Annotated in this window: 19 protein-coding genes and 1 riboswitch; of the genes, 8 read left to right on the top strand and 11 right to left on the bottom strand. The window is 58.8% G+C overall.

Going from position 1 to position 24020, the window contains the following annotated elements; translation table 11 throughout:
* Positions 1-7: 7 nt before the first annotated feature.
* The 4 genes from argJ to ABIT76_14220 form a co-directional block, all read right to left on the bottom strand.
* On the bottom strand, positions 8-1228 hold the full coding sequence (gene argJ / locus ABIT76_14235) for a bifunctional glutamate N-acetyltransferase/amino-acid acetyltransferase ArgJ (GenBank protein MEO7934309.1): 1221 nt from the start codon (positions 1226-1228) through the stop codon (positions 8-10).
* Positions 1229-1240: 12 nt separating this feature from the next.
* Positions 1241-2293 (bottom strand): N-acetyl-gamma-glutamyl-phosphate reductase, encoded by a 1053-nt coding sequence (gene argC, locus ABIT76_14230; protein MEO7934308.1) that lies wholly within the window; start codon positions 2291-2293, stop codon positions 1241-1243.
* A 66-nt stretch (positions 2294-2359) separates the two neighbouring features.
* A complete protein-coding gene (locus ABIT76_14225) occupies positions 2360-2980 on the bottom strand; it encodes a response regulator transcription factor (GenBank protein MEO7934307.1) in 621 nt (206 codons plus the stop codon).
* A 55-nt stretch (positions 2981-3035) separates the two neighbouring features.
* Positions 3036-6794, bottom strand: coding sequence for a PAS domain-containing protein (locus tag ABIT76_14220; protein ID MEO7934306.1), 3759 nt, complete (start codon positions 6792-6794; stop codon positions 3036-3038).
* A gap of 127 nt (positions 6795-6921) precedes the next feature.
* Between ABIT76_14220 and ABIT76_14215 the strand changes: the two genes are divergently transcribed.
* Entirely contained in the window at positions 6922-8190 is a 1269-nt protein-coding gene (locus ABIT76_14215) for an MFS transporter (protein ID MEO7934305.1), read from the top strand.
* Positions 8191-8790: 600 nt separating this feature from the next.
* Positions 8791-10812 carry a threonine--tRNA ligase gene (locus ABIT76_14210; GenBank protein ID MEO7934304.1) on the top strand — a complete coding sequence of 674 codons (2022 nt, stop codon included), beginning with the start codon at positions 8791-8793 and terminating at the stop codon, positions 10810-10812.
* Between the two features lie 28 nt (positions 10813-10840).
* Here the strand turns inward: ABIT76_14210 and ABIT76_14205 are convergent, their stop codons facing one another.
* The 3 genes from ABIT76_14205 to ABIT76_14195 all read right to left on the bottom strand — a co-directional run bounded on the left by ABIT76_14205 (position 10841) and on the right by ABIT76_14195 (position 13910).
* Positions 10841-12169, bottom strand: coding sequence for a hypothetical protein (locus ABIT76_14205; GenBank protein ID MEO7934303.1), 1329 nt, complete (start codon positions 12167-12169; stop codon positions 10841-10843).
* The gene (locus ABIT76_14200; protein ID MEO7934302.1) at positions 12133-12693 is read right to left on the bottom strand and encodes a hypothetical protein; all 561 of its coding nucleotides are present in this window, start codon (positions 12691-12693) and stop codon (positions 12133-12135) included. Before ABIT76_14200 ends, ABIT76_14205 begins: the two co-directional genes overlap by 37 nt.
* An 86-nt stretch (positions 12694-12779) precedes the next feature.
* Positions 12780-13910, bottom strand: coding sequence for an AI-2E family transporter (locus ABIT76_14195; GenBank protein ID MEO7934301.1), 1131 nt, complete (start codon positions 13908-13910; stop codon positions 12780-12782).
* A gap of 127 nt (positions 13911-14037) precedes the next feature.
* Between ABIT76_14195 and ABIT76_14190 the strand changes: the two genes are divergently transcribed.
* Together ABIT76_14190 and ABIT76_14185 are read left to right on the top strand one after the other, a co-directional pair.
* Positions 14038-14286 (top strand): hypothetical protein, encoded by a 249-nt coding sequence (locus ABIT76_14190; protein ID MEO7934300.1) that lies wholly within the window; start codon positions 14038-14040, stop codon positions 14284-14286.
* A 21-nt stretch (positions 14287-14307) separates the two neighbouring features.
* A complete protein-coding gene (locus ABIT76_14185; GenBank protein ID MEO7934299.1) occupies positions 14308-15192 on the top strand; it encodes an MIP/aquaporin family protein in 885 nt (294 codons plus the stop codon).
* A 43-nt stretch (positions 15193-15235) separates the two neighbouring features.
* Here ABIT76_14185 and ABIT76_14180 read toward each other — a convergent pair whose 3' ends face one another.
* Both ABIT76_14180 and ABIT76_14175 read right to left on the bottom strand, forming a co-directional pair.
* Complete coding sequence (locus tag ABIT76_14180; protein ID MEO7934298.1) at positions 15236-15730, bottom strand: peroxiredoxin; 495 nt, start codon at positions 15728-15730, stop codon at positions 15236-15238.
* Positions 15731-15822: 92 nt separating this feature from the next.
* Positions 15823-16785, bottom strand: coding sequence for a cation diffusion facilitator family transporter (locus ABIT76_14175; protein ID MEO7934297.1), 963 nt, complete (start codon positions 16783-16785; stop codon positions 15823-15825).
* 86 nt (positions 16786-16871) lie between these two features.
* A riboswitch (cobalamin riboswitch) is annotated at positions 16872-17100 on the top strand.
* A 153-nt stretch (positions 17101-17253) separates the two neighbouring features.
* Here ABIT76_14175 and ABIT76_14170 point away from each other — a divergent pair.
* The 4 genes from ABIT76_14170 to ABIT76_14155 all read left to right on the top strand — a co-directional run bounded on the left by ABIT76_14170 (position 17254) and on the right by ABIT76_14155 (position 22439).
* On the top strand, positions 17254-19101 hold the full coding sequence (locus ABIT76_14170) for a TonB-dependent receptor (protein MEO7934296.1): 1848 nt from the start codon (positions 17254-17256) through the stop codon (positions 19099-19101).
* Between the two features lie 62 nt (positions 19102-19163).
* A complete protein-coding gene (locus ABIT76_14165; protein MEO7934295.1) occupies positions 19164-20222 on the top strand; it encodes a thiamine pyrophosphate-dependent enzyme in 1059 nt (352 codons plus the stop codon).
* Between the two features lie 27 nt (positions 20223-20249).
* A complete protein-coding gene (locus ABIT76_14160; GenBank protein MEO7934294.1) occupies positions 20250-21215 on the top strand; it encodes a transketolase C-terminal domain-containing protein in 966 nt (321 codons plus the stop codon).
* Positions 21216-21227: 12 nt separating this feature from the next.
* Positions 21228-22439 (top strand): 2-oxo acid dehydrogenase subunit E2, encoded by a 1212-nt coding sequence (locus ABIT76_14155; GenBank protein ID MEO7934293.1) that lies wholly within the window; start codon positions 21228-21230, stop codon positions 22437-22439.
* A gap of 39 nt (positions 22440-22478) precedes the next feature.
* Here ABIT76_14155 and ABIT76_14150 read toward each other — a convergent pair whose 3' ends face one another.
* Together ABIT76_14150 and ABIT76_14145 are read right to left on the bottom strand one after the other, a co-directional pair.
* Positions 22479-23234, bottom strand: coding sequence for a hypothetical protein (locus tag ABIT76_14150; protein ID MEO7934292.1), 756 nt, complete (start codon positions 23232-23234; stop codon positions 22479-22481).
* 245 nt (positions 23235-23479) lie between these two features.
* Positions 23480-24020, bottom strand: a 541-nt coding sequence (locus ABIT76_14145) for an RICIN domain-containing protein (GenBank protein MEO7934291.1), incomplete at its 5' end; no start/stop codon positions are given.

The raw sequence follows: 24020 nt of genomic DNA, 5'->3' as shown, positions 1-24020 counted from the left end.
TGGAAAACTATTCGCCCTTGTTTAGCTCGACGTATTCGGCGGTTAGATCGGTGGTGTAAATGATGTATTGGGCGGTGCCAAGATGGAGATCGACGGTGACTTTAAACTTCCGCTTTTTCATCACGCTGCGCAGCGCTTTCACGGGCGTCGCGCTCTTCATGCCGTTCTTCACGGCGATCAATCCGTCGTAATAAATGTCGATCATTTCCTCACGCGCACGAGCCGTGGAATAGCCGATTGCGTCCATGATCCGGCCCCAGTTGGGGTCCTCGCCGTTCCAGGCGCATTTCACTAACGTCGAGTTGGCAATCGCGTTCGCCACTTTTCTGGCGTCCTGAAAGGTGGCGGCTCCATTGATTTGGACTTCGACGAATTTACTAACACCCTCCCCGTCCTCGACGATCATGCGAGCGAGGTTGCGGGTGACGAAATTCAGCGCCTCCTGAAAGCGATGGAAGTCCGGATGTTCGTTCGTCGCAGGCTCGCCGCCGGCCGCTCCATTAGCTAGAAGAATGACGGTGTCGTTAGTACTCATGTCGCCATCGACGGTGATACGATTGTAACTCTGCTCAACGGCGATGCTGAGGGCGCGCTGCAGCTCCTTTTTTTCAATGGCTAGATCGGTAGTGACGACACTGAGCATGGTCGCCATGTTAGGATTGATCATCCCCGCGCCCTTGGCGATTCCGCCGATGCTAACTGTTCGCCCTCCGATCTCGACTTGCACTCCTATCTCCTTCGGAAATGTGTCGGAGGTCATGATCGCCTTGGCCGTCTTGTGGCTTCCCTTGCGTGACATGGCATCTGGGAAAAGACTCGCGGCCGACTCCATTTTTTCGATCGGGAGTTCCACTCCAATGCGGCCTGTGGAGCAGACTAGCAACTGGTTGTCCTTGAGTTTGAAAACTTTGGCGACGGCCTTGATGCTGCGCTTGGTGTGCTGAATGCCGACGACGCCGTTGCAGGCGTTGGCGTTGCCGCTGTTGAGCAAGACGCCGCGAATGTCGCTGCCGCGAATGTTAGCTTGTGAAACGCGAACTGGCGCGGCTTTGATTTTGTTAGTCGTAAAAGTCGCTGCCGCCACCGCCGGGACTTCCGAGAGAATGAGGGCGAAGTCGCGCTTGTCGTCGTTGCCGGGTTTGATGCCAGCATAAACAGCGCCGGCAAGGAAGCCCGCAGGCAGGGTGATGCCGCCGGCAACGACGGGAAAGGTGGAGTGCTCGGGCATGTTAGTAGAATGTTAAATCAGGCCGGTGGTTTCAGAAAAGCCAGCCATTAGATTGAGGCACTGCACGGCCTGGCCCGCGGCTCCCTTGGTTAAATTATCTTCGGCGCTGAGAAGAATCACGCGACCAGTGCGCGCGTCGAATTGCCAGCCGATGTCGATGTAGTTGGTTCGCGCGACATATTTTACATCGGGAAAATCGGACGTTCCCAACAAGCGGACAAACGGCTCGCTGGCATAAGCTTCATGATACGCGGCGGAGAGCGCATCGATGGTTAGGTTTTCATCCGGCGCGGCGTGGATCGTGGTTAGGATTCCACGAGTGATGGGAATAAGATGCGGCGCGAAGCTAATGGTGAGATCGGTGCCGGCGGCGAGGGAAAGTTCCTGCTCGACCTCGGACAAATGCCGGTGCTTGGGCAGGCCGTAAGCGCGCACACTTTCATTGCACTCGGCGAAGAGGAGCGAAATGTCGGCCTTGCGTCCAGCACCGCTGACGCCGCTGAGGCAGTTGGCGATGATGCTTTGCGGCTTGAGCAATCCCCGGCGCAGCAACGGCACGAGCGGGACAAGAATGCTAGTCGGATAGCAGCCGGGACAGGCGACTAACATCGCACTCACGATCGCGTCGCGATGAATCTCCGGCGAACCGTAAACCGCTTGATCCAGCAGTTGCGGTGCGGGATGTTTCGCTCCGTAAAATTCCTCGAAAACCGCCGCGCTGCGCAGGCGAAAATCGGCGCTCAGATCGAGCACGCGCAGGCCCGCCCGCAGCAGCGGCTCGGCAAATTCCCCGGCGAGTCCGTGCGGCAACGCGAGGAAAACAAATTCCGCTCCCGTGGCGGTGATTTTTTCCACATCGGAGTCGATGAATCGAATGCCAGCCAGCCGTGGATGACCGCGAAACTGCGGCTGAACGTCGCCAAGCGCCTTGCCCGCGTGCTGGCGCGAGGTGATCGCGACCAATTCGACTTCTGGATGATTCCCAAGGAGGCGGAGGAGTTCCTCCCCGGAATAGCCGGATGCTCCGACGACGGCGACTTTTTTGCGGGGCGAAGGCTGGCTCATGGGAAGCCCATATTAAGGACAAGCCGCCGCGAAAAGGCACGAAAAAACTCGCCTCAATTCCACTGCTTAGATTCCCTTTTTGGCTTTCGCCTCGGCGAACGAGACGCCCATTAATTTCTCGAAGCAATGCGGGCAGATGCCGTGGCTGAATTCCGCCTCCGAGTGGTCGCCGAGATAGGTCTCGACCTCCTGCCAATAGTCCTCGTCGTTGCGAATCTTTTTACAATAGGAACAAATCGGGAGCATTCCCTGGAGCTTCTTCACTTTTTCCAGAGCCGCCTCCAACTCGATTACGCGGGCGGCCAGTTCCTCCTGCAGCACAATCATTCGCTCGCCGACGCCGACGCGGGCGCGCAATTCCGCAGGGTCGAAGGGCTTGACCATGTAATCATTTGCGCCGACTTCGAGCCCACCGACGATGTCGGCTTTTTGCTCGCGGGCGGTCAGCAATATAATGTGAAACGCCACGCTCCGGGGCAGGCTGCGGGCGCGGCGGCAGACCTCAAGTCCATCGAGACCGGGCATCATCCAGTCGAGAATCGCCAGCGGCGGCGCGTCTTTGCGCTGAAAGACTTCCCAAGCCTGCTCGCCATTTTCCACGGCCTCGACCTGGTGCCCCCAGCGCGTGAGAGTGTCTGTGAGGAGGAGCCGGGAAATGGCGTCGTCTTCGGCGATGAGAATGTTCATGAGGGGTCGAATACGTTACCATATACGCAGCTCACGCCCGCAAAAATTGTGACTATCAATTTAATGCATCGAGTTCCGACACCAATGCGGTGTAAGCCGACTCAAACTTTTCCCAGACGGCGCTCGCGCTTTGGAAGTCGTCATTGCGGCCCGAGGTCTCCAGGGTTTGCGCGATTGCGGCCAACGGTGCGGCGGAAAAACTCAGGGCAGATCCCTTCAAACGATGCGCAGAATGTTCGAGCTGCGTGCCGTTCCGATCCAGCAAAGCGGACTGCATTTGACTCCGATCCTCGGCGGCCTGGCGGGTAAAAGTGGAGGCGAGTTGAAGGATGAGCGCGTCGTTGTTGTTCACCATCTGGCGGAGAGCGCCGAGGTCGAATTGTTTGCAGCCGACTGCGGGCGGAGCGATGCGCCGGGTCTTGATGATTCGAGTCGCCGTCGGTTGTTGGGCGAGCGTTTCGTTGCGCTCGACTTTCGCCTCCACGAGCTGGGCAAACTGGTCCACGCGGATCGGTTTGGTGAGGTAATCGTTCATGCCCACTTCGAGGCAGCGCCTGCGATCCTCGGGCATGGCGTGGGCCGTGACCGCATAGATTGGGATGGTTTTTCCCCTCGGATGGCTGCGAATGTCGAGCGTCGCCTGGTAGCCGTCCTTACCGGGCATTTGCACGTCCATGAGGATGAGGTCGAAACGTGATTTCTCGAAAAGCTCCACGGCTTCAAATCCGTTGCGCGCGAGGATGACATGGTGTCCGCGCTCCTGCAGGAGCGAAATGGCGAGCTGCTGGTTGATCTCGTTGTCCTCGGCGAGGAGGATTCGCAGCGAATGCCGCGCGAGCGACGCCACGGGCTGGCCGGCGAGCATGGCAGGCGCGGGCTCTGCGGATTCGGCCATCAGCACAGTGAAATGGAACTCGCTGCCGCCGCCAGCCGGGGCTTCGATCCAGATGCGGCCGCCCATGAGATCGACGAGTTGCGAGCAAATCGCGAGCCCCAGCCCAGTGCCGCCGTACTGGCGAGCAGTCGAGCTGTCGGACTGGCGGAACGGCTGGAAAATCAGCTCGCGATGACTTTCCGAAACTCCGATGCCGGTGTCGCGGACGACGCCATGGAGAAGGACTTCGTTGCCCCGGCGTTCGTGGAGAAACAGGCGGACCGAGACTGCGCCTTCGTGGGTGAATTTAATGCCGTTGTTCACCAGGTTAACCACGATTTGCGCCAGCCGCCCGGAGTCGCCGAGAAGATGCTCGGGGACCTCGGGCGCCACCTCGCAGGTGAGTTCCAGTCCTTTCTTGTGAGCGTTGGCCTCGAGGATTCTCACCGAGTGGCGCAGGCACTGGCGCGGGTCGAAAACGACGGGGTCGAGTTCCATTTTACCCGCGTCGATCTTCGAGAAATCCAGAATGTCGTTTAGCAGGCGCAGCAGTGAATCCGACGCCGTCATCGCCGTGCGCAGCAGTTCGGACTGATTCGCCTGCAACTCCGTCTTCGCCAGCAGTCCGAGCATTCCGATGAGGCCATTCATCGGCGTGCGAATCTCGTGGCTCATGTTGGCGAGAAATTGCGACTTTAGCCGCGCCGACTCCAGCGCCTCGTCGCGCGCCTCGATCATCGCCGCCTCGGCCTCCATACGATCCGTCATATCGAGGCAAAGCACCCCGATCAGACGCTGGTTATCGCGGCCTTTCATCGGAAATTTATAGACCAGCCAGTGGCGGATTTTCCCGGTTCGGTCCGGGATGACTTCGACTTGCATCAACGGCTTGTTCGAGGCGAGGAGCTTCTGGTCGCTTTCGCGAATGATCTTCGCGGCCTCTGGATTGGTCAGCTCCTCGGGCGGCTTGCCGATGGCATTTTGAGTCAGGCCGAAATTCCGCAGACTCGCCGGATTAATGTAAACCAGCCGACTCTCCTCGTCCTTGATCGAGGCGCTCGCCGGGTTGTTCGCCATAAAGGCCATGAAGCGTTCCTCGCTCTCTCTCAGCGCTTTTTGATGCTCCTCGCGCTGGGTAATGTCGCGGGAAAACAAGTAGCAACCCCGGAGATTGCCCGCGCGATCCAAGTCGCGGATCATCGTCAGCTCCTGATAAAAAATCGACCCGTCCGGACGCAGGAAACGTCCCTCCGCCTCGGAACGCCCGTCCATGATCATCTCCAGATAAGCCGCCGTAAATATATCCACGTCCTCACGATAGATATGGCTGCGCCGGTTCGTGCCGATCAATTCATTCGCCGCGACGCCGCACATGCGGGCATACGCCTTGTTCACCGTCATATACACACCCGACACATCCACATAGGCGATGCCATCGGCGGCATTCTCCAGCACCGCCGTCTTCTCCATCAAATCCTCCGCAGCCAGCCTGCGCTCCATCGCCAGCCCCATCTGCCGGCTAATGCTCAGGAGCAGTTGCCGCCAGTCGGGGAACGGCTGGCTGACGTCGAGATGAAAAAATTCCACCACCGCCACCACGCGATCCCGCACGATCACAGGGAAGGCAAACGCAGAAAGCAGGCCGCTGCCCTCAGCCGCTTCTTTGCGCAGGAAACCCTCAAACTCCCGCAAGTCTTCCACGAAGAGCACCTCCCGCGATTCCATCACCCGGCCTGGCAATCCCATGCCTTTGGAAAATCTCATCTTCTCCGTCTCATGCCGCATCCCTTGGAAACGCTCCTCGTCGGTGATGCTAAAAACGCCGCTCGACACCAGCACGTTCGCATCCGCGAGATCGGGCACGCAGACATGGCCAAACGGCCAGTCGAGATAGGCACAGATCACCTGGAGCGATTTGGCGAGCAGTTCCTGGTCGGTCGCCGCTTCGTTGGCAGCCACCGCCACGTTTTCCAGAAGGCTCGTAATATCGTGCTGGCGCCGCAACTCGTGGGCCGCGAGACGCTGGCGCAGCAGATACATCGCCACCAGCACGCTCAGCAGCAGGCAGCCGGCAAAGATAAACCCCTGCTCCCACCATTGGTAATGCTCCATGAAATGCGGCGCTGGACGGCAATAAATCGTCCATTCACTCGACCCCAAGTCCGCTGTCCGGGTAAACGCATAATGCGCCGCGTCCCGCTCCTTCTGCGGATCGTAGGGCTCGGTCCGGGTGAGGCTAAACCACTTCGCAAGCACGTGCGACTCGGCGACTTTCCCGTCGTAAATCTCCGCGTCGAGGCCCACCTTTTCCAGACTGTCGAAAGCCTCAAACATCAACCGATGCAGATCGATCCGGGCCAGCAGGACGCCTTCCTCCGTCTTCCTGTGCTCGGAATTGGACTGATGAGACTTTACTGGCAGCACCACCAGCCAGTCGGCCCGGGTGCCCGGCTGCTGCGACTCCGAGGGAAGATTGATCCAACTGGCACTCCCGGTTTGCACGGCCGCCTGAATCGCGTCCCTCATCCCCGGCAGCTCCTCCAGGGTCATCCCGCCCCCGAGCGTGCCGTCTTTTTGAGACTCCAGATAATTGGCAATATGGCGCACCTGCCCGTCGGCCCCCACGACCCGCGGGGCCCAGGCGACGCAGTCGAGTTCCGACCGTTTCTGGAGGAGCGGTGTCACGAAATTTCGGAACTCATTTTCATCCACGAAATCGCTTGAGTCGTAGAGCTGGCGGATGTTTTCCGGGATGCCCAAATCCTGCTGCAACCGCTGCATCACCGCCACCGAGCGATCGCCAGACACGCGGGCAAAATCTCGGGTGATTCTTTCTTCCTGCAGCCGTATCATCCAGAGCAGCAACCCGATGGAACTCACCGCGCCGAAGACAAAAATGAGAATCGGCAGCGTGTAAATGGAGCGTTTGGAGACAGTCATGCGAAGAAAGGGGGGCCACTCTCTTTAAGCAAATGCCGTGCGCAGTCAGGGCGGCACCCGTTTGCTCTGACGCACGGCTTGTGGAAAACTGTCCTCCCTCCCGGTTCATGGCCACATCCGACTTCCATTGAACTCCACCGGCACTTCCGAATCCATCCGGCACGATCCATTTGCCGCCTTGCGCCATCCGTCCTTCCGGCTGTTTGCCATCGGGAACTTTGCCTCCATCATCGGACGCCAGATGGTCGATGTCGTGGTCGGCTGGGAAATCTACCAGCGCACGCACTCCGCAGCGATGCTCGGCTACGTGGGTCTCGCCGCCGGCGTGCCGCTGATCGCACTCGCACTCCCCTCGGGTCACCTCACGGACCGGGTTTCCCGGCGGAAAATCATCATGGTCGCGCAGATTTTCACCGCGCTCTCCTCGCTCGGCCTCGCCTGGGTCTCCATCACGCAATCCGCCATCGGCTGGATGTATGCGCTGCTCTTCATTGGATCGTGTGCCAGAACCTTTGGCTGGACCGCCCGCAGCGCGCTCGTGCCCAATCTCGTGGACCCGCCCGAGGTCAGCAACGCCATCACCTGGAGCAGCAGCCTGTTTCAGCTCGGCAGTGTCGTCGGTCCGTCGCTTTGCGGACTACTCATCGCGCGGCTGGGTTACACTCCGATCTACCTGATCGATGTCGTCTCGTCGCTCGTCTTCTTCGCCACGCTCTTTTTCATCCAGCCGCGCATGGAGGCGGTGAAAACGACCCGACCGAGCGGCAGTGGACTCAGCGAACTTTTCAGCGGCGTGCGCTTCGTTTTCCAAAATCGCATTGTGCTCGCGACGATCACGCTCGACCTCTTTGCCGTCCTTCTCGGCGGCGCGACCGTGCTGCTGCCCGTCTTTGCGCGGGATATTTTACATTGCGGCCCCATCGGACTCGGCTGGCTGCGGGCAGCGCCGGGTGTGGGCGCGATCCTTATGGCGGCCACAATTGCCTTTCTGCCGCCGATGCGGAAACCGGGGACTTCCATGCTAATGGCCGTGATCGGCTTCGGACTCGCAACGGTGGTTTTCGGATTCTCGCACAACTTTTGGCTGTCGCTGGCGATGCTCTTTCTCACGGGCGCATTCGACACCGTGAGCGTGGTGGTGCGCCACAGCCTGGTGCAAATCCTCACGCCCGACACCATGCGCGGTCGGGTGTCGGCGGTGAACAACGTCTTCATCGGCTCCTCAAACGAAATCGGGGCGTTTGAGTCCGGCATGACCGCCGCGTGGTTTGGTCCGGTCGCATCGGTGGTCGGCGGCGGCCTGGGCACCATCCTGGTCGTCTTCGCCGTGGCCGCGCTCTGGCCCGAAGTGCGGAAAATCGGCTTTTTGCACTCGATGAAAGCGGCTGAGGCGTGAAAGGCGGTCTTTTTCTCTTCCATAACGAGCCCCCTCCCCGGTGCGGCGAGTCGGAGCACACTCAGAAAGTGCCGCGTCCCGGGGGCGACGCCTCGAAGCCCGACCAAGAAGAGCCACCCACCGGAGAGGACACGCTTTGGGCTGTCTATAAACAGCCACCTCCCGAAGAAGGTCATCTCGAGGGCTCCCATAATCGTCCTCTCCCCCGGTCGGATGCACTTTTGAGCTTTCCAAAGCACGGACTTCTCCGAGAAGTCGGTCTTTTCGGCTCTTCAAAGCAGCGGAAGCCGTTCCCTTCCGCCCGTCAGGACGCTCTTTTACCCCGGATGGCGCTGGCTTCTGCCTTCCAAGACTCTCCCAAAATCCGCACGACGCTCCGTCCGTCCTCCAAGACGCTCGCAAAGGACGGAAGTCGCCGCCGTCCGCCCCTTACGACGCTCCAAAAGTTTGCACGCTGGCCCGGTCTGCCCGTAAAGAGACTTCTGGACCCCGCACCCGGCGGCTTCCGCCCTTCGTGAGCGTCCTGGAGGGCGGTTTCTCGTCGGCAAGCCTCACATTTCACCTTTCACCTTTCTCTTTTCACGCTAAAATCTCCACCCCATGTCCGACGAACGCAAAACCCTCGAGCAACGCCACCAAATGTCCGATCTGGAACGGCTCCGCCATTCCGCAGCGCATGTGCTGGCGACCGCCATTCTGAAATACTGGCCCGAGGCGCAGTTCGCCGCCGGTCCGCCCGTTGAGAACGGCTTCTACTACGACGTTCAACTCGAACACCGCATCACGCCCGACGACTTTGAAAAAATCGAGGCTGAGATGAAGCGGATCACGAAGGAAAACCAGACGTTCGAGAAAGTAGTCGTCAGCCGCGACGAAGCGCTCGATCTAGCAAAAAAGGGACGACTTTCAGCGTTATCAGAGCGAGGCGAGGCGAGTGTTTTCAAGTTGGACATCATCGAGAACATTCCCGCCGATGAGGAAATTTCGCTCTATAAGAATGGCGACTTCATCGACCTCTGCGCCGGACCGCACGTCATGCGCACCGGCAACATCGGGGCGTTTAAGCTCACCCAAGTCGCCAGCGCCTACTACAAAGGCGACGAAAACAATCCCCAACTCCAGCGCATCTACGGCACCGCCTTCAAAAACAAAACCGCCCTCGACGAATATTTCGCGATGTTGGAGGAAGCGAAGAAACGCGAACACCGGAAGCTGGGAAAAGAGATGCAACTTTTCACCTTCGACGACGACGTCGGCCCCGGCCTCCCGCTCTGGCTGCCGAACGGCACCGTCTTGATAGAGGAGTTAGAAAAACTAGCGAAAGAGACGGAATTCGCAGGTGGCTATGACCGTGTTAGAACCCCGCATCTGGCGCGTGAGAACATGTATCTAACCAGCGGGCATTTGCCTTACTACGCGGGGTCGATGTTTCCAGCGATTGAGCTGGTCGAAGCTAGTGATCGTAAGAAATACGACGAGTTGAAGCTAGAGCTCAGCCGCGCGGAAGAGGAGGCTGCGGAACTTCGCGGAGCCATCGGAACGGTGGATGAGTTTGATCCGAGCTTTAATCCAAGTCCTCAATTCATAAAGGACAACAAAAGAGTGACGACGCTGGAGAATCGTCAAATTGAAATCGTGGCCGAACTCAAGAGCTTGGCGGACATTTACTACCTCAAGGCCATGAACTGCCCGCACCACCACAAACTCTTCGGCGCGGTGCCGCGTTCCTATCGCGATCTCCCCCTGCGCCTCGCCGAATACGGCACCTGCTATCGTTACGAGCAATCGGGCGAACTCTTCGGCCTCATGCGGGTCAGGGCCATGCAGATGAACGACGCCCACATCTATTGCACCGAGGAACAATTCGCCGCCGAGTTCGACGCGGTGAATAAAATGTATCTCAAATACTTCGGCATCTTCGGCATCGACCGCTACCAATTCCGCTTCTCCACCCACGACCCGGCGGAGTTAGGAAAAAAATACGTCGATCAAAGCGACCTCTGGCTCAAGACCGAAAAAATGGTCCGCGACGTGTTAGTCGCCAGCGGCGCACCGTTCGTCGAAGTCCCCAACGAAGCCGCCTTCTACGGCCCGAAGATCGACATCCAAATCTGGAGCATCATCGGCAAAGAATTTACGTTGGCCACCAACCAGGTCGATTTCGCCGTCCCGGCCCGCTTCGGTCTCACTTACAAAACCCGCGACAACACCGAGGCCACGCCGCTTTGCATCCACCGTGCGCCGCTTGGCACGCACGAACGTTTCATCGGCTTCCTCATCGAACACTATGCGGGCAATTTCCCGATTTGGCTGGCCCCCGAGCAAGTCCGCGTCCTGCCGATTGGAAACGAACCTCCACTCCTCGAATACGCCACGCAGATTCAAATGGAACTCCGCTCAGCGGGCGTCCGAGCCAAACTCGATTCCAGTAACGACCCGATCAAAGCCAAGATCGCCGCCGCCGAGCAAATGAAAGTTCACACCATGCTCGTCCTCGGTGGACGCGATTTGGAGAATCAACAGATCAGCCTCCGAGTCCACGGCAAAGGCAACCTCGGCGCGAAACCCCGCAACGAAGTCATCGCCGACATTCTGCGAGCCATCCAGGAACGCCGCGCTTAAACTCCAGAGCCACGCCCGACAAGTTCACCTAGAAAACTGGCAGTGGGCGCTCCTCTGGCGGCTCCGGCAGATCACTCCATTCGAGGGGCTCCTCGCCCATGAAATAGGTGGCATTTTCTCTTTCATCGTGGCTTGAGGCCACTAGAAGCGTGTTTTCCAGAAGCACCGCGTAGAAACCCAGATCCTGGGCCATCTCGCTCGTCTCATCGTCCGGCGGCGGAAGCATCAGCCCTCCGTCATCATTCCAATCTCCCTCCGACTCTTGGAAATCTTCGTCGTCCTCGACCCCATCAGGCACATCTCCCGCGGCGATTTTCTCCTTAGGAATCGCCTCCTCCTTGTGCGCAAACTCCGCCGGGTTAATCTCCATGCCGCCTTGCTGTTGCAGGCGCATCCGGTGCTCTCGCTCCAAAAACTCCCGTTGTTCCAGACGGCCTTTGCGGAAATTTTCCCATTCTTCCTTCTCCTGCGCGGCATCGAAGGGCTTGAGCAGCCAATCCGCCGTTTCCTCGCCATTGCGAAGGCGCATGCGGTCCATGTCCTCGCTCATGTCGCCATGCGGCTCGATGATGAGCAGATAATTTGCCGGCTTCCGGCACATTGCGCTGATCTCGCGCAAGACCTGCACGATCTCGCGGAAACGCATTACGTCAGCATACCGGCGCACCGGCACATGGTTTCCATTCGGGATGCCCCATCCTGGGCCGAGCAGCCGGTTCAAGCGCTGGTAAATTTCTTCCTCAAACCACTTTCCCTCGGCTGCCCGAAGCGCGGCATCCTCCGTGGCCACACGTCGATGGTACTCCTCGTTGGACTTCAACTGTTTGGCCTCCCGCACCCGCTTCATCTCCTCGTCCTGACGGCTGTAAACCACAAAACGCAGCGGCTCCAGCGCGCGTGGCGGATCAATCGTGAAATCCATACTCCAGGGCACGAGCGCCGCCTGGAGCGCTGTCAGCTCGGTGGCCATGATCGGGCAGCGGGGCATGAGCACCTCGCGTAACTCCGGCGCCTCGGCCAGCACCGAGATGTCGAGCGGATGCTCCCGTTCCATCTCCAGCTTGCGCAGCCCCCCCATGCGGCAGACCGGGGCCAGATCGGTAAAGAGATTCCCATTCAATTTCAGCGACGTCACTTCCGGCAGCGCGGCCAGCGGCGTCAAATCCCGGTAAAATCCATCCACTTCCAGATTCACTAGCTTCGGATAACGTTCCAACCCATCCAGCGTCGCCACCGGCTCGATCACTAATCGCCGCAAGAGCGGCATCTCGGGTACATCGCGCAACGAGCGCAGCGGTGTTTTAAAATGAAAATCTGCGTTTAAGTTTGCCGCCTCCACGCGGTTGAGCGGCCCCACATCACCCAATACAAGGAGATTCGTCCGGAGAGTGAAAGCGAGAGAGACTCGAGCGTGGGCAAAACCGCCAGATCCTCCAAGCTCTGGAAGTGATGCCCCCCGTTCAGATGAGGCTCGGTCACACAATATTTTTTGAGCGCTTGCAGCTCCCGCAGCACCGAAAAATCCTCAACCTCGCAGTCACGGATTTCCACTTCCTCGAGATGTGGGAAAAAATGCAGAGCTGAGAGATTTCTCACTACACGGTCGTCGCTGTAACTCGTTGCAAATCTTTTGATTTCGCCCCAGACCTCGATTGTTTTATCTAGCAGATCACGATCAATCTTCGGGCGGTAAGCCGGATTGAGCCGACGCGCGCTTCTCTTTTTCCTGTCCAACTCCCAGTCCGTCACCTCAGGATTCTTGTGCTTCCAGCCCCAGACCACCCGGCCCCACTCAAGGATCAGCTCAGCGGTGTATAATTCATCATTGGTCCGGGAGGGATGCAAAACCCACGCGCAAAATTCGTCAGCCAGAGTGCTCATGGACAGGATTTAGCCTGCCACCCTGCCCGCTGTCAGCCTTAACTTTACTGGATCGAAAAAACCACCGAGTCGAGTTAGATAACGCCCTAACTCCCCAAAAACTCGCCGATGGGTTCGAGGGGTTCGATGTAGTCGCAGAGGATTTTCACGATGGCCAGCATCGGGACGGCGAGCAGTGCTCCGGGAATGCCCCAGATCCAGCCCCAGAACATCAATGAGATGAAGATGGCGACCGGGTTTAGGGTCATGAAGCGGCCCATGATCATCGGGGTGATGAAGTTTCCCTCCAGCACGGCGATGGCGAGGTAGATGCCGGGCATGACAAAGGCGTGGCTGGTGGTCGGGAAAGTGAGCAGGCCGACTAGGAGGATGGAGACGATGCCGACGAGCGCGCCGACGTAGGGCACGAAGTTGAAGAGAAACGCGAGGGAGCCCCAGAGGATGTAGTTTTGCAGGCCGACGAAGTAGGACGCGGTGCCGACGGCGAGGCCGAGGCAGGCGTTAATGGTGAAGGTGACGCGCAGGTATTTGGAGATTTTTTCCTCGATGTCGCGCGAGATTTCCACGGCGCGGACTTTGTCGCGGAGTTTGGGCGTCATGGTGACGAGTTTGCGAAGGAAGGAGTTGCCCGAAGCAAGGAGGAAATAGAGCAGGATGAGCATAACGAAGAGGTTCGCCACGAAGGCGGGCGTCTGGCTCATGATCACGGCGACGGGCGATTTCTGCGGTGCCTGGATGATCTGGGTTTTCACGCCGGCGGGATCGGTGACGGTGGCGAGTTTCTCGACTTCGGCGCTGGCGGCGGTGACTTTAGCGATGGGCTTTTTCAGCAGGCGCAGGCGGGTTTCCAGCTCGGGCATTTTCGAGGGAAGAGTTTGCAGCCATTCGCTGGCGGGATCGCTCACGAAAACGACGGCACCAGCGAGGATGCCGACGAGCCCGAGCATGACGATCGCCGCTCCGATATGTTCCGGGAGGTGCAGGCGCTGCTTCAAGAAACGCACAACCGGCACGAGCAGAAAGGTGAACATCATGGCCAGGAAGATGGGGAGGAGAAATTCCTTCGCGAAGTAGAGGGTGTAGAGAACGGCGAGCAGAAAAAGCCCGGTGAGAACGAAGGAGCGGACGCCGACGCCGTCCTGCAAAAGCTCGGCTAGTTTCGTCAAACGAGGCGGTGGACGGTCATCGTCGGCGGGAGTCAGGGGGATTTCAATCATGCGGGTGGCTCAGGGACATTCCTGATACGAATGGAACTCGAAAATCAGCCGTCTTTTGTGCGAAGGCGCACGGAGTTTTTATGCAAGCTTGCGGTGGTGGCGGCGTTGTGATGACAATCGCGTCCACATGAAAAAACGACTTCTCCTCCTCGCCAGCCTCAGCCTGGTCTGCCTCCACGCGCAAGCCGACACCACCAGCGGGCAGAAGGAGGTGACGAAGAAATTTACCGACGAGGCGCACGCACGCCCTTGGACGGAGAAGGATTACCAAGACCTCTGCGAGAAGGTTCTCCGCAGCAACAAGGCCAAGCGCATGATGTGCGAGATGCTCCTGAAAGACCCCGAGTCGGCCCAAATTCTCCGCACCCACAAGTAACCCCAACCAAGTCACACACTTATGTCGCAATCACAAAACATGGACAACATTGTCGAGGGCATTACCGCCACCTCGAAGGCCGTTTCATCCCGCCGCACCGCGCCGTGGGACTGGATGGTCGGGGAATTTTTCGGGACGTTCCTGCTGGTTTTTTTCGGCTGCGGCAGCGTTCACGCCGCCGTGCTCATGGGAGCGCAGGTCGGTGTTTTCCAGATCGCGATCGTCTGGGGCTTGGGCATTGCGACGGCGATTTATCTCACAGGCGCGCTGAGCGGGGCTCACCTGAATCCGGCGGTGACGCTGAGCATGGCCGTGTGGTCCACGTTTCCGAAACGGCGCATTTTGCCGTACTGGCTGATGCAAATGCTGGGTGCGTTCGCCGCCTGCGCCGTGCTCTATGGCATTTTCGGCGACAGCCTGCGGGTCTATGAAACGACTCACGACATCATTCGAGGCCAGGCTGGGAGCGAGGCGACGGCGATGGTTTACGGCGAATATTTCCCTAACCCAGGCGGCAAGGCGCTCGATGCAGCGGCGCGTTTGAAGATGTCCATGCCCGCAGCCTTTTTCGCGGAGGTCATCGCAACGGCGATCCTGCTGCTGGTGATTTTCTGCGCGACCGACGAACGCAACAAGACGCGTCCGCAAACGCTCACACCCGCCACCATTGGACTTACGGTCACCTTGCTGATTTCCTTGATCGGGCCGCTCACTATGGCCTGCATGAATCCGGCGCGCGACTTGGGTCCGAGGCTGTTCTCGGCCGTCGCAGGCTGGGGTTCCATTCCATTCACCGCAAATGGCCACGGCTGGCTGACGGTTTACATCGTGGCACCGCTGCTTGGCGGTCTGCTCGGCGGCGGCATCTATCGTTTTTTCTTCGCGCCCGGTTATCAGGAAACCTGAGCCGGGATGATAGGAATGTTAGTCCGCTCCTAGCTATTGCGGTTTACTTCAAGTTCTCCATCGCAGCTTGCACCTTCGCCACATGATCGGACGGGGAAACATTAAGGTCGTTCCAGACAACTTTTCCACCGCTGATCAGAAACGACTGGCGCTTGGCTAGTCCTAACATCGTGGGCACTCCGAAAGCCTTGGCCACCGCGCCATCGTGATCGGCGATCAGCAAAAAAGGCAGATGATATTTCTCTTTGAACGCCTTTTGCGACTCCACTTTGTCCTCGCTCACGCCAAGGATTTGCAACCCGCGTCCTTGCAAACTTTCAAATGAATCTCGCAGACTACAGGCTTGTTTCGTGCAGCCAGGCGTGTCGGCTTTGGGGTAGAAATAAACCAAAGTCGGCCCCTTTTTGTAGTAGTCCTCGAACTTGACGGTGGCGCCATTTTCATCGACGGCACTCACCAAGGGAGCGGCGGCGCCGACATCGAGGGCATGCGCGTTGGTAAAGAAGGCAAGGAACGACATGATGAGTAGGAGTTTCATGTGTGAGATTACGCTGAATCTCTGCGGCCAGATGTGAATAATTTTTTGGCTGGCGGCTTCCCACTGCATTTACAACCACTCGCCGTCGAGTACTAGCTGGATCTCGCCGCCGTCTTCCGTGGCTCGACATGGACGAGAACATCGGTGATGAGGCCGTTGCGATGGCGGATCGCGTCTTTTACCTCGTGCGCGATGCGGTGCCCCTCGTGGACGCTAATGTTTCCATCGACGATCAGGTGGAGATCCATGAAATATTCCAGGCCCATCTTGCGCATGCGGGATTCGTCGAGACCGATGACACCAGGGACGCTTTCGGCGGCTTCGCGCGCACCAGCTTCGATCTCGGGATCGGGCGCGGAATCCATGATTTCATTGATGGCCGGACGCATGCGCTGGATCGCTGTGTAGCCGATGAAACCCGAGGCAAAAAGCGCGGCCCAGTCATCGGCGTTTTCATAGCCGGGACCGGCGATCAAGGCGACAGAGATACCTATGAAAGCTGCGATGGACGTGATGGCGTCACTGCGATGATGAAAGGCGTCGGCAATGAGCGCGCTGCTGCCGAGTTTCTTGCCGCGATGCGACATGACTTGGAAGATGATTTCCTTCACTAGAATAACGACGATGAGCACGATCAAAGTCCAGGCCGCCGGCGGCGTGTGTTGCCGGACGAACATTTCCCGAATACTGAGCAGTGCAATGAGGATGGCCGCGAAGAAAACGAACACGGAAATCAAAATCGCCGCCAGTGGTTCCGCCTTGCCATGGCCGTAGGGATGCCCCACGTCGGGCGGAGTCGCAGCGAGCCGCACACCGCGCCAGGTAACGACCGAACCCGCCACGTCGAGAAGCGATTCGATGCCGTCGGCAATCAAGGCGTAGGAACTGCCAAGCACGCCGGAGAGGATTTTCACCACGGCCATAGTCGAATTCAGGAAGACTCCGCGCAGCACCAGCCCCCCGGCCTCGTGCAGGTTCTGCATCGCCAGCGCCGAACTCAGGCGCACGGGCGTGGCGCCTTTCGCGATCTTTTTGAGTTCTGCTTCCACGGTCATACCTTTCCAATCTGACAGAAGCCGCGCTGGCACAATGAAAAAATGTTTGCCCCACTTTTGGCTTGCCGCCTTCGGGATGGATCTCCAATTTACCTCCAGTTCTTTGCGAGCAAATTAATGTGAGCCGAAGCGAGAAATCCCGTGAAAATCGGGAACAGTCGCGCTGCTGTTACTGGATACGATTTCCCATTTTGCCAATCTGGAGGTTTTCACAAAAACCAACGGGTGAAGGCGGGAAAAAGGTCGGGCTGAGTGCCATGCAACTCCGCCCAGAAGCCAGAAGTCAGAACATTCGCCAGGTTCACCTCATTCATCGCGCCATGTGTGTGGCGCGATGCCCAACCTTCTTCGCAAAAAAGAAGCAATGAGACTTCAGACCAGTCGTTTTCATTTCAATGGAACTCGTTTCCGCTGCGATGGCTCGCGCTCCTGATTTCTCTTAAATCAAAACCAGGAGTTAAAAAGAAAATGTCCGTATTCATTCGCGGCTGCATTGCAGCCATTAGCATCGTCGCGTCCACCGCGTGGGCGCAGGAAACCAGCACCCTCGACGAATTGATCGTCACCGGCACGCGCCTAGAGTCCACGGTCGAGCGCAGTCCGGCGTCCGTCACTGTCATCACCGCCCAGGAATTGCAGGATCGCCAGATCACTCATGTCGCCGACGCCTTGCGCAACGTGCCGGGCCTGGATGTCGTGCAAACCGGCGCACCGGGGCAGCTCACATCGGTTTTTACTCGCGGACTCACCAGTGAGGCGACTCAGGTAATGATCGATGGATTGCCTGTGAACCAAGGTCTCGCTGGGCTTTTTAATTTCGCCGATTTATCCACGGAAAACATCGACCGCATCGAGGTCGTGCGCGGCCCGCAGAGCAGTCTCTACGGACCACGGGCGGGCGGCGGCGTGGTGAATATCATCACGAAAACCGGCAACGGAAAACCCACGGGCTCGCTCAGTCTGGAGGCGGGCAGCTTCGGCACCTTTCGCGAGGCGGCGACCACCAGTGGATCGGCTGGAACGGTGGATTATTTCGCAGCCATTTCCCATCTCGACACCGACAACGACCGGCCCAACAGCCAGTATCGTTACACCTCGGGCACTGCCCGGATCGGCTGGCAGCCGACCGACACGTTTCGCTTTTCCACGCTCGTTCTCTATTCGCTGGCGGACACAGGAAATCCGGGAAGTATTTTCAACCCCAAGCCGCTTGATAATTTACTGACGGAGCGCTGGCTGATTGCGCCCAAAGTCGAATGGGACGCCACGTCCTGGTGGCATCACACACTCTCGGTCGGGGTCGATCGCGAGCGGCAGGTAAGCGATCCGAGTGACGACGGTTTCGTCGGGCCGACGCGCGCGTTGTTCAAACGCTGGCAGGTGGATTATCAAAACGTGATCGAAGCCGCCGACTGGCTGCAAATCGTCAGCGGTTATTTTTACAGTCGTGTGGAACTCGAGCAGGAGCAGCCGTTCATCGCGTTTGGCGATAAATTCATCACCGACAACACCGAAAACCACGCCGCGTTTTTGCAATTCGAGTTACATCCGATTCACGATCTCACTGTCGTGGCGAGCGGGCGGTTCGATCATTTTTCACAGTCAGGCGACATCGGAACGTGGCGTGTGGCGGCAAATTATGTGACGCCAAAGACCGGCACGATTCTGCATTCCAGCGTCGCGACCGGCTTCAGCCCCGCGACGAGTCAGGACAAAATCTACGGGAACAATTTCAACCTCGATCCCAATGAGACGTTTGGCTGGGACGCGGGCTTCGAGCAGCCGTTGATGGGCAAAAAAATGTCCGTCGGCGCGACTTTTTTCCACAACGACGCGTCCAATCTCGTGGGCTTCGACGGCGATTTTAATACCTTTAATCTCGGCTCAGCCACCACGCATGGGATCGAGTCGTTCCTTCGCTGGACGCCCATCAAGAACCTCGATTTTTCGATCAATTACACCTGGCTGGAGACGGAAAAAACCTCCAGCGAAGACATCCAGCAACCGAATGGAGCCCGGCTCGCGCGGCGACCTCGGAATCATTTCAGCGGCGCGATCAGCTACCGCTGGTTTGAGCGTTTGCAGACTCGACTGGAACTCGAATCTGTCTCGGGGCGCGAGGAATTGAGCTTTGGCGCGGCTAATTTTGACATCGAGGATTACACCACCCTGCGCGTCGCCGCGGACTACGAGGTTTGCCGTTATTTCCACCTCACTGGCCGCGTTGAAAACCTGCTCGACGAGGAGCACGCCGAGGTCTTCGGTTACCCGAGTCTCGGCCGCGCTTATTACGGCGGTGTGCGCATGGAGTTCTAAAATAGAAAGTGGCGCAACAAACCGTTGCAGACCTCGTGAGTCATCGCTTAACCTTGGCGCAAATGGCTACCCGCCCTCAATCTGTGATTTCTCCCGCCCAAAGTGACGACTCAGGTGACGACCAGGCTGACAATCAGCGCGATCTTTTTCTGGCCACCTACCGCTGGATGCTGCTGGCGCGGTTGTCCGAGGACCGCCTGAGCGCCCTCTGGAAAGCTGGGAAAATCGTCGGCGGCGTCTATCTGGGCCGCGGTCAGGAAGCTCTCAGCGCGGCGCTCGGCGTAAACCTGAGAAAAGGCAGCGACATCTTCGCCCCGCTCATTCGCGATCAGGCGGGACGGCTGGCCTTTGGCGAGCCGTTGATCGAGTCGATGCAGACCTATCTCGGTTCTCGCCTTGGCCCAATGCGCGGCCGCGATGGTAACATCCACCGGGGTCGTCCGCGGGAAGGTTATTACGCGATGATTTCCCATTTGGGCTGCATGGTTTCGGCAATCGCCGGGGGCTTAATGGCGAAACGTTTTCAAGGCGACTCTGATTTCGTTGGCGCGACTTGCATCGGCGACGGAGGCATGTCCACCGGTTCCTTTCACGAGGCGATGAACATGGCGGCGGTCGAGAAACTGCCCCTCATCGTCCTCGCGGCGAACAACCAATACGCCTACTCCACGCCCAGTTCACGCCAGTTTGCCTGCGCCGATCTGGTGGACCGCGCCATCGGCTACGGCTTTGCCGGTCACTCGGTCGATGGCACCAGCTTGACGGATTGCCTCGCCACCATTGGCAAGGCTGTCGCGGCAGCCCGAGCGGGCGGCGGACCTCAACTTATCGTCGGCACCATCCTGCGTCTGGCAGGTCACGCCGAGCACGACGACGCTTCCTACGTGGACCCGATTATTCGCCATAAACCCTTCGCCGTGGACTGCCTGCGCGCTGCCGAGGAAATGATTTTGGCCAAAGGCTGGCTGGCCCAGAGCGACCTCGCCACCCTGCGCAACGCTGTGATGAATGAAATCGACGACGCCGTTTCCACGGCCCAGAAAGAACCTGTTCCCGACGCCGGCACCGAAGATTGGTGCGCCCTTTCCAGTCGTCACCTAGTCGATGGCCATCTGGCTTAACTGGCTGCCGTTGAAGACTTTGCCAGTATGAGTATTACCTATCTCGAAGCCATCCGCGAAGCCCAAGCCAAAGCGCTCGCCGACGATCCACGCGTTTACATTTACGGTCAGGATGTGGGCGAATTTGGCGGCGCGTTCAAGGCCACCAAGAATCTCTCCAAGGAATTTCCCGGTCGCGTGCTCGATGCACCCATCTCCGAGGACGCCATCGTCGGCTCGGCCATCGGCGCTGCCATCGAGGGAATGCGCCCGATTGTGGAAATGCAGTTCGCCGATTTTTCGTCGGTCGGCTTCAATCAAATCGTCAATCACGCCGCCACCCTCTACTGGCGCACCGAAGTCCCCTGCCCCATTACTGTGCGACTCCCAAGTGGCGGCAATCTAGGGTCCGGCCCGTTTCACAGCCAATGCATGGAGGCTCTTTACGCGCATTATCCGGGACTGATCGTCATGACGCCCGCCACGGTCGAGGACGCCTATTCCATGCTTTTGGAAGCCGTCGCCATCGATGACCCGGTGGTTTTTTGCGAACATAAATACCTCTACTATCATCTGAAAGCCGACGCGCTTCCGACCGACGCCCTCCCCGCTGGCAAAGCCCGCATCGCCCGCCCCGGTCGCGACGCCACCATCGTCACTTACAGCGCCATGCTCCACGAGGCGCTTGCCGCCGCAGAGGAACTCGCCCTCGACGCCTACCAGATCGAAGTCGTCGATCTTCGCACGGTGAAACCCATCGACACCGATACGATTCTCGCTTCCGTCGCTCGCACCGGACGCCTCCTCGCTGTCGGCGAAGCCTTCCCTTGGGGCGGCGTCACCGCCGAAGTCATCGCCCGCGTCGTAACCGAGGGTTTCGAGCTGCTCGATGCCCCGCCGCAACGCCTTAACGCACGCGACACCCCGATCCCCTACCATCCCAATCTCTGGGCTGCGCACCGTCCGACCGCCCCCGCCATCGTCAACGCCCTGCGCAATCTTCTCAGAATGTAGCTTTTTCCCACCATGCCCTTCATTCCCATCATCATGCCGCAGCTTGGCGAATCCATCGCCGAGGCCACCGTTGTTAACATTCGCACGCAAGTCGGTTCGAGCGTCGGCTCCGAGGAAGAAATCCTCGACGTCGAAACCAACAAGGCCGTCATGTCCGTCACCGTCCCGTGCGTTGGTAAAATTGCCGCGCTCAACGCCGAAGTCGGCCACAGCTACCCCGTCGGAGCTACGCTTGGCAGCCTGGAAGTCTCCGCTGAGGATGCCGCCCGCCATGGTTCCTCCGCCACTCCCGCACCTGAGCCCGAGGTTGAAACTAAACCCGCCTCCAGCACGCTCAATTCCACTGCAACTCCCATCAAAGAGGACGCCAAAGTCGCCCCGACCGTTCGTGGACTTCCCGTTCCCGCCAAGACCCAAGGCGCGAGTTTCATTTCACCCCGGCTCAAGGCTCGGATGCTCGAACTCGGCCTGCGCGCGTCCGACCTTTCCGGCATTCCCGGCAGCGGCAGCGGTGGCCGCGTGACCGTTGATGACCTCGAAAAATATCTCGTCGGCCTCGCCAAAAACCACACCACGCCCGCCTCACGGATGCGCATCGCCGTCGCCGATGCCATGCGCCGCAGTTGGACCCGCCCCCTCGCCACCGTCGGGCTTTACGTCACGCTCGACCCGCTCCTCGCCCACCGCAAAATCAGCAACCCCAAGCCCGGCCCCACCCTCTATGTCATCCGCGCGCTCGCCATCGCCCTCGGGGAAGATTCCCTCGCCGCCGGACGCCTGGTCGGGTCCAATATCATTCATCCCAACTCGATCGACATCGGATTTGCCGTCGAAGCCGAGGACGGCGTGCTCGTCCCGGTGATCCGCAACGTGGACAAAATCCCGCTCAGCGAACTCGTTGCCGAATACACCCGCCTCGTGGAGCTGGGCCGCAGCCGCCGCCTGCCCCCCGACACCTTTGAAAACTCCGCCGCCACCGTCACCAACTTCGGCACCTTCGGACTCGCCTGGGCGACTCCCATTCCACTTCCAGAGCAATCACTTTTAATCGGACTCGGAGCCGGCCGCAAAGCGCCGAAATGGGACGACGAGATCGAGGACTTCATCCCTGTGACCGAAGCCGAGCTCACCCTCAGCTTCGACCACCGCGTGATCGACGGCGGTGCCGCCGGCAAACTTCTCACCCGAGTTGCCAGCCTCCTTGGCCAGCCGGAGTCGTTGTAAACGCTCAACTCGGCGGTCTATGGCCGCTGAAGCCTTCTTCTACTTTCGGAAGTCGTCCACGCTTCCCTCGGCGCCTCGGCCTGTTTGAACAACATCGCCGATGCGCGGCAGCTTTTTGATTCCCTCCAATTCCGCCATCGCGCGGTCGCGCAAGGCCCCTTCGGGAAAGGCTTGAACCCAACTCGCCGCACCATTGAAATCCTTCAATGCCCACTGGTGCAGCACGGACATGGCCGCCTCATTTTGTTCAGGCCCCGGCTCCATTTCACTGACCACAATACCGGCAGCGGCGGCGGGATTGGTTTGCGACCAGACAAACATCACGCGCTCCATCAAGGCGTCGCGAAGATCTCCGGGAGCTTGCTGTCTAGCCCAGTTGTAAGCTTTGGATGGATCGCGTTCCGCCCATTGGGCCGTCATATTCTCCAGCAAGCCATTCGTACTTCTGTCGAGATGGTAATGAATGGCGGTCTGAATTGCCTGCGGTGGAGATCGTTCCGCCAGTTTCATACAAATCCAAGAGGCCGCGTTCTGGCGGTCCACCGGATCGATAAGATGCTCGGACCATGACAGCGACGCATTGGAATCGCGAATGGCCCAGGCTTGCAGAACAGATCGCAGCAGTTTTTCGCGATACGCGGCTTCTGGCTGTGCCTGCGCATAGCTGGCAGCCTGCAATGGATCGGCCGTCACCCATTTTTCAATCAACAACGCCAGGGCCTGATCCTGCTGGTTCGGTTTTTGCAGGTTTCGCAGCCGTGCGATGGATTGCTCGAAATCATCAGCCTCCGACAACGAGGGGGAATTTTGAGAGCCTGACGAAGACGTGTTAAATGATGAAGCTATCTGGGATCGGACCTGCCCTGCTGGTTTTCTTTGTCTAACTTGCGAGGTCGCACGATACGGACTCCAAGCCGATATTACCAAACCGGCGAAGGCCGTGGCAGCCCCGGCTAGGGAGAACTTGAGCCATGATTGGTTCATCGGAAGTTTTCCTCACGCCAGACAGGGAAATGACCGGCGTGAGGTGCTTGCTTTATCTAAGGAGCAATGGATATCCGCCACAGCTGGTTATCAGCGCCGCTGTAGGGCCATTGGAGGACATTGGCGCCGTCGGCGGTGCTGCCGCCGCTCACATCAACCGCCTTGCCGCTGTTCACGTTCAGGAACTTGTAGTTTCCGTCGCCTGCCGGTGTGATGGTCCACTTCTGGCAGTTGTTATTGTTCGACGTATAGATTTGGACGTTTGCACCATTGGCGGTGGAGGCGCCCGCAACTTCGAGCAACTTGCCGCTGCCAACACCCATGGCCTGATACTGGCCGTTGCCCAAATAGGTGACGGTCCACTTCTGGTTGTTGCCGCCGTTCCAGCCCCACTGATCGACATTCGTGCCATCGGCGACGCCGCCGTTGTAAACGTCGAGAACCTTATTGCTCTTCTTATTTACGATGCGGTAGGTCCCGTCTTGGAGCGTGCGGCCGGTGTCGGACCACAGTCCCAGTTCGGAGATCCCCAGCGAGCCGCCGTTGCCGGCGGTGATATTGAGCTGGTAGTAGCGGTAGCCGGTAGTGTTGCCGATG

The sequence above is a fragment of the Chthoniobacterales bacterium genome (genome assembly GCA_039930045.1).
GTDB lineage: Bacteria > Verrucomicrobiota > Verrucomicrobiia > Chthoniobacterales > DASVRZ01 > DASVRZ01.
This window is presented reverse-complemented; position numbering and strand designations above follow the sequence as displayed.